This window comes from Polaribacter sp. 20A6 (genome assembly GCF_011378915.1).
GTDB classification, from domain to species: Bacteria; Bacteroidota; Bacteroidia; order Flavobacteriales; family Flavobacteriaceae; genus Polaribacter; species Polaribacter sejongensis.
The window spans coordinates 523,924-536,101 of record NZ_WTPZ01000001.1 but is presented as its reverse complement, the minus strand read 5'-3'; the positions used below and the strand labels follow the sequence as shown (position 1 = coordinate 536,101).

5 protein-coding genes are annotated in these 12,178 nt (G+C 30.9%); all 5 read right to left on the bottom strand.

Translation table 11 applies throughout. The features are described from left to right. Positions 1-6: 6 nt before the first annotated feature. Positions 7-2,310: a heparinase II/III family protein gene (locus GQS57_RS02180; RefSeq protein ID WP_165730765.1), complete on the bottom strand. Its 2,304-nt coding sequence runs from the start codon at positions 2,308-2,310 to the stop codon at positions 7-9. A 480-nt stretch (positions 2,311-2,790) separates the two neighbouring features. Further along, on the bottom strand, positions 2,791-6,696 hold the full coding sequence (locus GQS57_RS02175; RefSeq protein ID WP_165730764.1) for a carbohydrate-binding protein: 3,906 nt from the start codon (positions 6,694-6,696) through the stop codon (positions 2,791-2,793). 283 nt (positions 6,697-6,979) lie between these two features. Next, the gene (locus GQS57_RS02170; protein WP_165730762.1) at positions 6,980-8,005 is read right to left on the bottom strand and encodes a GDSL-type esterase/lipase family protein; all 1,026 of its coding nucleotides are present in this window, start codon (positions 8,003-8,005) and stop codon (positions 6,980-6,982) included. A 164-nt stretch (positions 8,006-8,169) separates the two neighbouring features. Beyond that, the gene (locus GQS57_RS02165; protein ID WP_165730760.1) at positions 8,170-9,531 is read right to left on the bottom strand and encodes an alpha-L-fucosidase; all 1,362 of its coding nucleotides are present in this window, start codon (positions 9,529-9,531) and stop codon (positions 8,170-8,172) included. A 269-nt stretch (positions 9,532-9,800) separates the two neighbouring features. Next, positions 9,801-12,164, bottom strand: coding sequence for a PDZ domain-containing protein (locus tag GQS57_RS02160; protein ID WP_165730758.1), 2,364 nt, complete (start codon positions 12,162-12,164; stop codon positions 9,801-9,803). Positions 12,165-12,178: the final 14 nt, after the last annotated feature.

Genomic DNA, 12,178 nt, shown 5'->3' with positions numbered 1-12,178 from the left:
ATTTATTTATTTATTATCTCTAATTAATAATCGAATTAATTTTTCTGAAACATTATAATCTCCATTTTTATCAATAGTATTTAGTTTTAAACTCCTGATATTTTTAGGACTATAAATATTTAAAGTGGCGTTGGGTTGTCCTTGAAATTTCACCTTTGGATTATCTCCAAAATCTTCTACCAACGCAGTGTATTTAGATAATGCATGTATTAAAACCTGCCCATCGCGACGCAAATAACTACCATGCCCAATAAACAATTCTCTAACAGCATTAATATCTGTTTTATCAACACCTTCATCAAATTTTAAAACGGTGATATACGCATCGGTTTCCCAGCCATTAATATTTATTAAACTATTACGATGTTTTAAACGACCGTCTGCTAATAAATTAAAATAAACTTCCGTAGTTTCTCCTTTTTGAGTAATAGAAACTTTTAAATAATCTTTAGTTTCATCTCTTGTGATAACTGGCAAATTATTTTCATTTTCATCATTTTCTAAAATAATGGCTGAAATAAATTTAGTTCGTGTCTTTTCTTCAAAATGACTGATTGACCAAAATGATTTTTCTCCTTCCGGATGATGATCTTCATGCCCTATTTTTTCCGTTAAGGTCATGTGCTCAGGAAAATCGTGAGGACGCTCGCCTCCCGGAGGAAAGGTTTTTGGAAACAATGGACGTACGCGAACTTTAGCATCTTCATCTTGAATTGTTAAATCGATACCGCCTTTTAATTCAGATTTGCCATTATAATGCAAATACCATTCAAACTTACCAGGTTCAAAAGCCAATAAATCATCTATCACTAATATGACATCGTCTACCCAAATAAAGTTACGATAGTTACGAGCCAAAATATGAGAATAAGGCCCCGTAGCATTCGCTAATAAATATTTAAAATTATCCCCTTCAATAAGGTTATGCAAAGATCCTGGGTTCACATTTCCAAAATAGGGATCGTTTCTATTTTGTCCTTGTCCATCAAACATGACCACATTATGGGCTTCACTTTGGCAGTAATATGCAGAAAACAATGGATTCAAATAACTTCCCGTTCCAGAATCTATAATTAAGTTTTTTCCATTATGAAATAAAATATACGACCCCGCATCTGCATGTGCATGATTCCAAGTAAAGCCAGATTTCACAGCCAACATGGTCGCGTTGTCATCCCAAGAATTTCGCATAGTAGCCCATCCCATATCTTTATATAAATGAGATTTTGGTCTATCTATTTGAAAACTTAAAGTCTCAGAATTAAAATCTGGATTTAAAATTAAAGCTTCAGCTGAACTCGAATCTTTATTTTCTCCATTAGACACATGATTCATATAATACTGATAGTCTTCATTTTGATAACCTAAAGTCCACAACAACCTAACAATTCTATCTCCAGTAGCAATAAGTCCCGAATCTCCAAAATTAACCGCTAAATCTTTACCGTCTTCAACATAATACGTTGTGTTAATAAAAAAATCGCCAATTTCATCAAGTATAGGAGATTTGTATATAGACTCATTTGGTAAAACATTTTTGTAAGCATTTAAAAACAATAAATATTGAGATGAAGCATATGATGCATAATTGATACTTTCATAAAATCCACCATCTTGATCGAATGTAGCTGGTTTATTTTGCAATACACTCCCTGTATAATTAATCCATTCTATGGCAGATTCCTGAATATCTTTTGCCCATTGTATCGCTTCTGGGATTTCATTTCTAACAGACAACGATGTTAATCCGGCCATATATACGCAAGCACTCCACCAATTGTGTCCCATGGTATCATAAGTATGCATGTTTTTTGCAGGATTGAACCAATCGTCTTGTGCTGGAGTAATCCCTAAGCGTACAATAGCTTTAGCTAAATCTTGACGTTCTTTTTCGGATAAATACTCATAAACACTATCATAGCTCATTGCAATATCATAACTGGTATGCGATGTCCCTAAACCCGCTTTCCATGCAGGTGTTCTTTTTAATAAAGTTGCTCCTTCCCAAGTTTTCTTTGCTGCATAATTAAAAAGTATTTCTTTTATTTTTTTAGCAAACTTTTCTTCACCAGTCATTCTATAAACTAATCCTAAAAGGAGACCATCCTTCGCTTTTAACTTATCTTTTTTAAGTAAACCTTTCGCCTTTTTATATTGCGCATTCCAATTATCATTAACAGACCTATCATTAGAAATTTGATTTTTTAATTTTGAAATATTAGCATCTGTGTATAATAAATAATTTCTTTCTTGAGCCACTAATCCGAAAGCAAAAAGAAAACAAGCAATAGATAAAATTTTTTTTTTCATATACTTTTTAATTTTAATTAATTTTAATTCTTCCAAAAAAAAGAATAAAACAAAACATCTAAGACTATAACAATGTTATTTATTTTTACTTAAAACCTTTTTAAACTATGATTCAAATACTATAAAACATGACCTTTTAAAACGACAATACTTTCTTTATAGCTTGTTTTACAAAGTATACATAATATCATAACCTGTTTAATTATAGTATATACCTAACTATAATTTGATTTTACTAGGTAACTTTCTATTTAAATATATCTTATTAAATTGTTAAAATTTAATAAGATATACAAATGATTTTTAATCTAAAAGAAAACCTATACTCATAACATGTAAACTATTCCTTTTTATTGTAAAAAAGAGAAAAAGATTAAGATAGCATACCCATGCTATCTTAATCTCTTTAAAATTCTAATATATAAGAACATATTAAGTACTCTATCTTCCTATTTAATACTTTTATATTTTTTTAAAATATTATTTTTTTATAAACTTAACAACCTTAGAATTTTTAGAATCTTTAATTACTAATATATATATACCTTTGTTTAAAGCGCTTACATCAATTTTTTGTTCATTATAATTTTCAATACTTGTCTTTTTCAGTATCTGACGACCGTTAACGTCATAGATTTCCAAAGTAGTGTTAGCAGAAAAACAACTTTCCCCACTAATTACCAGGTAATTACTTACGGGATTTGGAAAAATATTAAGACCTCTAATTAAATTAGATTCAGTACTAAGTAGTGATGTATTTTTTCTAAACCAATTAGTATTAAACCCATTTCCAACAACAACAAAATAAAGATCATATTCTCCTATAACTTCATCAATACCTGTAGTCACAGTTTCCCAATTTTGATCCCCATTAGTATTAGGAACATTTATAGTACCAATTAAAGTACCATCTACAGCATCCAACCTAATCTCTATACTAGCATCATTATTATTCCCGGATAACCTTGCATCAATAGATTTTATACCAGTAAGATCTTGATTTTTGAACATATACCAATCTCCACTAGTAATCCATCCTACATTTAATCCTCCGTTTTCATCACTTGTAGATTCAGTTCTTGGCTTATCATCACCACTATCATTTTTTGCATATGCTGCATCATAGTCTTCAACCTCAAGTCTACCATCTTCAAATGGGGATTCTAAAACATCTTTAGAAAGTTCAAACCAATTAAGATTGTATGACCCCGTTATAACAAAATATACGTCATGAATACCAACCTGAGCATCTATATTAGCATTTATTGTTTCCCAAACTTGATAACCTCCAGTAACAGGTACATTTAATTCTGCTATTAAAGGACCGTCCACAGCATCTATTCTAACCTGTAAACTATATGATTCTACTGAAGCTATTCTTGCATTAACACTTTTTACTTCTGTTAAATCTAAATTACTAAATTTATACCAATCACCAGAGCTAGTCCAACCTGCGTTAAGGCCTCCACCTACATCTGATGTTTCTTCTGTTCTTAAAAAACCAGCGTCATCAGCATCTTCTATCTCCAATCTAGCAAAAGGATCTATTATATTTAAAATACTAATATTAGATATCTTGTAATAATTTTGCTCATTTTCTGAGTTAGATTCAATAATTAATTCTAAAAAATCACCCGTTATACCCCCTTCTACTTTTGCTACCACGGCATCTAATGCACCCGTTTGTTCTAATATATAAACCTTTTCACCACCATCTAATTTATAGTAAATATTAAGATAATCTGTTGCTTTTAAATCTCCCATACCTTCTACAGTAAAGAAAATACTTAAATCAGACTCACAAGAAATATCTACAATACTAGACCAATTGACTGTAGTGTTTTGAATATTAAACCCAGCGCTATTTAATGGTAAATCACAGGGTCTTACTAATTCATTTACATTTAATTTTAACCAATTTATATTCCAGCCTGCAGAATTAGCAACAATTTGAAGTGTTTGTGCCCCTTCTTTTAAATAAACTTGAGATGAAGAACTTGTTGTTGTCCATGTTTGACTTCCTCCTGTTGCGTCAAAAGAAATTTGTTCTAATTCTTTAGAATTAATATTTATAGTAAAGCTCCCTGCAGTTGTACTTGCTACACGATAATCTATAGTGTAATTACCTGTAAAAGGAACATCAATTTCATACTCTAATATGTCTCCACGATCAATTGAGGTAATATTATTCCTCCCTATTGTATCGCTTGTTGTTTCTACAGTTACACCAGTCATAGCAGTATAATCTTCTGCTTCTATTAATAATTCTGTTTGAACAGAAATATTAAAGTCTTCTGTACTTAATTGACCACAATCATTCGTATGTGTTACTTGATAAATCCCTGCTTGATGCTCTTTAAAATCTGATAAGGTAACCTTTCTTGTACCTGATATATAGCCATTTGGTCCTATCCAACTCCAAGTTCCACCAATAGAAGGTTCTGGATCTAGAACTACCGTATTACCTAGAAACAAAGTTAAATCAGTCGTTTCTTTTTTCCCTAAGGACTCACTTAAATTATTAAACTCTTCAATATAAGGTATAATAGGTACCACTGCACATTCTAACAATAGATCCATATAATTAATATTCCAATCTGAAGCATTTGAGATTAACGTAATTGTCTGTACTCCTTTTTCTAAGGTAAATGGAGTAGTAGAAACTACAGTTGTCCAAGTTTGAGTACCACCAGTATTAAAACTTACTTGCTCTAATTGACTACTTCCATTAAGACTAACTGTAAAATCGCCATTAGTTGATGCACTTGCTACACGATACCCCATAGTATACGTTCCTGCAAGAGGAACATCAATTTCATATTCTAATACATCTCCAGTATCTATATCCGTTACATTATTACCTCCCTCCATATCACTTGTTTTTTCGGTAGTAATAGTTGTATTTGGAGTTATAAACTCTTCTGCTTCTATTCTTAAAATCGAAACAGCAGAATGATTAAAAATATTATTCGTTCCATAATCGGTAACCACACCTCCCGAAACACCATTATTGTTGGCTGCTTTAGAACTTAAAATTAAAGGATAATTTGTGTAATTATTCAATGTAATATCACTTGCTTCAAATACATCAACTACATCCAAGTTTCCTATGTCGGTAAAATCTCCAGATAGTTTTATTTTTAAATCCTGATCTGGATTTGTATTTGATGCTGCATTCCTTATTGTTAGATTATGATCTTTTCCTGATAAGAATACCAATGTTTTGCTTCCGTTCATTTCCTCTCCTTCATAAGGTAGAATTGTAAGATCACCAGTAATACCATTATTTGAATCACAACTAAGTGCGGCTCCGTATTTAGCGTCTGCACTACAATTAGTTAATTCACCATCTGCTAAAGCAAAGCCTCTTTCATTACTTAATGCAATACAATCTATAATCGATTCCTTACCTGATGCCTGAGAAAGGGTTACTGCAGCCCTAGACCCAGAAATTGTACAACCTTTAACGACAGGTGTAACAGTATTTCTATCAATTACTTCTCCATTAATTATAGTTACACCAGATCCATATGCACGTATACCTGCTTCATTTAAACTTTTATAATATCCTTTAGGTAGTTGATACCCCCATACTGATAAAAAATCAAGTTCAGTTGCAACTTTATGAGCTCGTTTATATCCAACAGAGTTAAATTCTTCATCAGTTAAATCATCACCTGTAAACATATTATCTGTTGATCTCATCTCACCTTCTATGATACAGTTTTCTATAAGACCATCAATGGCTCCTTGAAAAAACATAATATGTCCATATGCACGTGAAACTATTTTTGAATTTTTAACAGTATTTCTAGTACCTCTAATCAACACACCAGAATGTTTATTATGTTTGATAAGTGCACCAGACCCTTTTCCAAAAGTATCACCGAACCCATAAGGATAAGATGCTTTAACTAACATATTGAAGTTGTTTATTGTATTATCTTCACCATCAAGTACAAGATTAACACCACCATGATTAGGCATATCAAACTTAGAACCATCATCGACCATGGTTAAGTCATTCAATATATTATTATTACCATAAGTCTGTATTTGAAAAACTTCTCCTGAAAAAGCTTTTGTATGTATATCTGTATCAAAATTGATCGTAACACCTGTAAAGTTATATATATTATTATTTCCCTCAAACGCCAAAAGGACATTAGTTCCCCCCGTAAGTTCATAAAGACGTGAATTAGCATAATTTTCACTAGTAATTATGCTGGCATCAATAGTATAAGTACCAGGAGATAGTGTAACCTCATAGTTATCAACATCCAAATAGTTCCGAAGTTCTAATAAGGAGTTTACAGTTACCTGCGTTTGAGAATTCACAATAATAGGAATCACAAACAATAAAGCAATAAATAATTTTTTAATCATATTTATGGTTTAGTTTTATATTTAAAAGAATAAATTTATATCGAATTATTTTCGAATTTTATAAATTACCATTCTATTTAGTTAAAATATTCCCCATTTACTTAGTATAAACTAAACCTCCACTTGAAAACAACTTTTAAATAAAAAAAAACGCTATATCACTGATAATATACATTTTATATTTTTGTTGAATACAAATATTTTACTTTTAATTTATTTCAAAAAAAACAATCTTTTATTACTCCCAAAAGTCTACTTAACTATAATTAAAATAAATACGTTTTTATTTTAAAACTGTCATAATTGCCTTCTTTACCAAAGGTTCCATAATATCATAACCAGCAGCATTTGGATGCACGGTATCTCTACCAAGATTTTTTATTAATCCTTTGTCTGCATTAACCATTGGTGTATAATAATCTAAATAAACTACCTTATTTTTCTTTGCATAAGCCTTCACTAATTTATTCAATTCGATAATTTTATCGGCAGGCTCTACAGACGGACTCCATGAATAACTAGATGCAGGTAGTACTGAGGCTAAAACAACCTTAATATTATTTGCTTTAGCTAACTCTGCCATAGAAAATATATTTCCAGCAATTTCATTAATACCAATAGCACCTCTATTACCTGCAATATCATTTGTTCCAGCAGAAATCACAACCACTTTTGGTTGTAGTTTAATTACATCTGTTCTAAATCGTAACAACATTTGGGCACTTGTTTGTCCGCTAATTCCTCTATTTACATATGATGGATTAGCCTCAAAAAACGATCCGTGATCTCTTGTCCAATTATCTGTTATAGAATTACCAATAAACACCACTCTTTTTTCATTTTTAGCAGGCTTTTTTAACTCAGTATTTGCTTTTCTGTAACGTTTAAAATTTGCCCAATCTTCTGTAGGTGTTAATTGAATTTTAATAACTGTAGCAATAGTGCTTGGTGCTTCTTTGGGTAAGAAAACAGTTAAGTTACCATCAACCAATTTGGTTTTTAATTTTTTATCACCATAATTTAAATAAGATGTTCTTACTTTTATTTCTCTATCAATAATTAATTTCCCATCTTCTGGCCAATGATAAACATGTGCATAAACTACATCATTTTTTTTTGTATAAAATCCCCAATCTGGTTTTTTAAACGGATTTTCAGTTACATTATAAATCGCTTCTTTATTTTCTTTGGTCCATGCTACCGTTTCTTTAAGCTTTTCAATATTTGAAATATCTTTCTGAGCAAAAGCAGTACTAAAACTTACAATTGCAAGTATGATAAGTAGTATCGATTTTTTAATTAATTCCATATTTTATTATTTTTAGTTCTCTAATTTATTTTATTAAAACGGTTATTTTTAAAACAAAAAAATAACATTGTAGTCAACTTATAAAGTCTTTACAATGTTATTCTTTTTAAATATTTTTTCTTTTAAATTATAGTTCAATCTATATAAACTATAACTTATATTGCTTATTTTAATTCTATTTTTATTACCGTTACAGTAGCATCTGGAGCTAACATTGGCACATCTACTAGTACTTCTCTAGAAGTTGCTATTGAACTTAATTTAGTCTTAGGATCTGTTAAAACTGTGGCTTTTTTAACTTTAATTTCTTTGTTCAGTTTTAATAATCCATCTTTTGGCCAATCAAAAACATGTGCATAAAGTACATTATCTTTAATCGTATAACGTCCCCATTTAGGTTTTTCATAAGGACTCGCTTTTGCTCCGTAAATAGCTTCACCATTTTTCTTTGTCCACTCTCCCATCGCTTTTAAACGTCTAATACTTTCAGCTGGAAAACGTCCAAAACCATCAGGACCAATATTTAATAAAAAGTTACCTCCTTTAGATACAATATCTACTAAATTTTCAATTAAATCCTCACTACTTTTCCATTTGTTATCCGATGGTTTGTAACCCCACGTTCCATTCATAGTCATACATGCTTCCCAATCAGTATCAATTCCTGTATCTGGAATTTCTTGTTCTGGTGTACCAAAATCTCCTGCAAATTCTCCTGGATGATTATTCATTCCGTCCATACCAGTTCTTCCTTTATCAACTCTATTATTGACTATTGTGTTCGGTTGAATCTCACGAATGTATTTGTACAAATCTTTCCCCATTTCGGTTGTGTAATCAGAAATCCAATCACCATCAAACCAAACAACACCAATATCTCCGTAATTTTTTAATAATTCACCAACTTGAGGCTTCATATATTTCTCGTAATATTCTGGGAATTCTGGATTTACAACCGATGGATCATCATGTTGAGAAATGTTATAATTTGGATATAAATTCCCTTGTGCTTGTGGATGATGCCAATCTACAATTGAGTAGTAAAAACAAAATACAATGCCTTGTTTTTTACAAGCTTCAGATAATTCTTTTATTATATCACGTTTAAAAGGAGACGTATCCATTACATCATAATCAGACACTTTAGAGTCCCATAGTCCAAAACCTTCGTGATGTTTAGAGGTAAGTACAATATATTTCATCCCTGCGTCTTTTGCCATTGTTACCCAAGCATCTGCATCAAATAAGGTTGGATTAAACATTTCTGGAAATTTCTCATAATCTTCAATCGTATAATCCAATTTATCCATTGCCCATTCTGCACCACCACCAGCAATTTTAGTTCCTCTTTCTCCACCAATTATAGAGTATGCTCCCCAGTGAATAAACATTCCGAATTTAGAATCTCTCCACCATTCCATTCTTTCATCGTCAGATAATTTCTTGACTTTTGATTTTTTTTGTGCGTTTACATTTCCTAAACAGAAAATGGCAACAAATAGTACTAATAATGATTTTTTAAACATTCTTATTCAGTTTTAATTTGGTTTTCATTTTTGCATCATTATAAATAATATTACAACTCATTTATCATGATGCTACAATGTTATTCATTTTAACTTTTATTCTCTTTAAATAATGGTTCATCTTCTATAAATTATGGCTTATAACTTGTATTTATTAGCTTAAAAATCATTAATTGATGGTTTTTAAGCTAATAAAACTGTAATCTATAACTACTTTAACTGTTTCTTCTATCCTTTTAAAATGATATCAAAAAAATTCTAATGCTATCTTATTTTACCCTAATTCTAATTTCTTTTTCAGCTTGATTTCTCATCACCACAAGATCTAACATATCTGTTTTATTTTCTACATTTATTTTGAAAAAATCCTGAATATTTTTTACTTTTTTTCCACCTGCTTTTAAAATTACATCTCCTTTTTTAATTCCGTTATTTTGTACTGCTGGACTCGGTTTCCATATAGTTAAAATAATAACTCCTTCCGCCGAATTTAGTCCGTAAGCAGACTGTTCTTGTTCTGAATCTACACTTTTAATATTGTTACGTAACCAAGCTACAACTGGACTACTTTTGTTTTCTGATAAATCTTTAATAATAGGAACTTCTGGAGTTTTAGCAATCTTTTTTAAACTTTCTTTTTGAACTCCGAATTCATCCATAGAAAAATTCTTAAAACCTATTTTTAATGCTGGTGAATTTTCTGAAACCGTAAAATCTAATTCAGACGGGTTTTTAAACATCGGATCTCCATAAGTACTATGCATATCTCTATTATAAATTTGAGATTTCATCATCGATTCTTCATTCGGAAATAAATTATAATCTAATTCTTTTCCCCATCCTAACAAGCCAACATCTTGGTACGTATCTGCAACAATATTATGTTTAAAAACATCTTGACTATTGGCAAACCAAACATGCGGATGCAAAGAATTATTAACCATAATGTTGTTTTCTGCTACGCGATTAAAGCCTTCTCGCAGTTTCAATCCGCTATTTAGCAGTAAATTATTATAAATATGATAGTTAGAAGAACCATCATCTAAATCAATATCCCAACCATGGTCACAACGAAAACGATTGTTTCTAATAATGGTAGTTTTAACAGCATCCCATGTATACATATCCGGAATTCCCATCGTTAAACTGTCCATCACATTACGTTTTGGTAACCAAAAACGATCTCTTCCCCAAGAATTAAAAGAACCATGATCACTGGTTTCTAAAACTGTATTAAAAACATCGTTAAATTCTAAAATATGACCTCCCCAAGTTCCATCTCCAATATTAATCCCTGCTCTTGGCACATCATAAATACTGTTATGACGTACGGTAATATCCATTGCCATAGAAATCTGTACACCTGCTGTTTGTTTTTCTACACGACCAATTCTATGAATTAAATTATTTTCTACCAAACATTCTCGTGGATACAATTCATTTTTAGGTCCGGCAACGGTATCTAATTTATTTGCATCAATATATTGTCCGTAATTAAATGATGGAGAACGCACTGCAGAAGCATCACCTATAAAAGAAATAGCACTTGCGCCAGCATCGTGAATGTGATTTCCTGTAATTTGCAATCCCTTATTGTATTTGCTAGCCATAATAACGTTTCCGCCAAGATTGGTAAATTCATTATCTTCTACTTTACAGTTTTCTGTTCCTTCAAAAAACAGAACAGCTCCTCTATAGATTGTCCAATCGCTTCGTAATAAAGGTTCAAATTCTTCCATAAAAGTACGTTGCGTATTCTGGAAAGAAATGTTAGAAATAGTAATATTTTTTACAGGATTTTCTAAAGTACCCACAACCTGAATTAAATCTTTAAGCACAGAAACCTCTACTTTTGCCGTTTTTAAATTGGTGTTTGCTAAAGGCCAATAATACAATTTGTTCTTTTTTTTGTCTAAAAACCATTCTCCAGCACTATCTAACTCTTCCAAAACATTCTCCACCATTCGGTATTCTTCGTGTGGTTTAGACCCTCTGTTATTTTGTTGACCTCCTTTTAAAATTGCAGTTCCGTCTTCGTTAACACCTGTTATTACATAATGAAAACCGCCCCATTTACCACCATGTAAAGCATTAAAATAAGCTCCTTTAGGATTTTTCCATGTGGCAATTCTTTCTTTAGAAATAGCATCTGCTGCAAAACCTTGCCAATAATGAGCAGTTTCATCATAATTAGGGTAACGTGCTAAAATTTGTGGTTTATTATTGATGACTAATTGATCAAAATCTAATCCTTCTTTAACATCGGCTACAAAAATAGTATCATTCAATTTACTCCAATCTAAGTTTAACGGAACAGATCCTTTTAAAGTAACATCAGAAGTATTTCCTGTAATCGTTAATCCGCTTAATTTCGGAGTAATTTCTATCGCTTTTTTTAAGTAATAATCTCCAGAACCTATTTTTATTTCAATAGAAATATTTTTATTTTTTTGTTTTAATTCTGATGCCTTTTTTACTGCATATTCTAGACTAGAAAATGGATTTTCTTTACTTCCATCAGCTTTTTCTACAACATTTTTAGAAACATATATTTCTTTAACCTCAACTGTTGAAGTAAAAGAAAAACAGCATAAAACTATCAATGTAATTATTAAAATAGAACTTTTTTTCATATTTATTAAATGCT

Coding starts and splice junctions, on each gene's coding strand:
- GQS57_RS02180 (WP_165730765.1), bottom strand. CDS start 2,310: ATGAAAAAAAAAATTTTATCTATTGCTTGTTTTCTTTTTGCTTTCGGA.
- GQS57_RS02175 (WP_165730764.1), bottom strand. CDS start 6,696: ATGATTAAAAAATTATTTATTGCTTTATTGTTTGTGATTCCTATTATT.
- GQS57_RS02170 (WP_165730762.1), bottom strand. CDS start 8,005: ATGGAATTAATTAAAAAATCGATACTACTTATCATACTTGCAATTGTA.
- GQS57_RS02165 (WP_165730760.1), bottom strand. CDS start 9,531: ATGTTTAAAAAATCATTATTAGTACTATTTGTTGCCATTTTCTGTTTA.
- GQS57_RS02160 (WP_165730758.1), bottom strand. CDS start 12,164: ATGAAAAAAAGTTCTATTTTAATAATTACATTGATAGTTTTATGCTGT.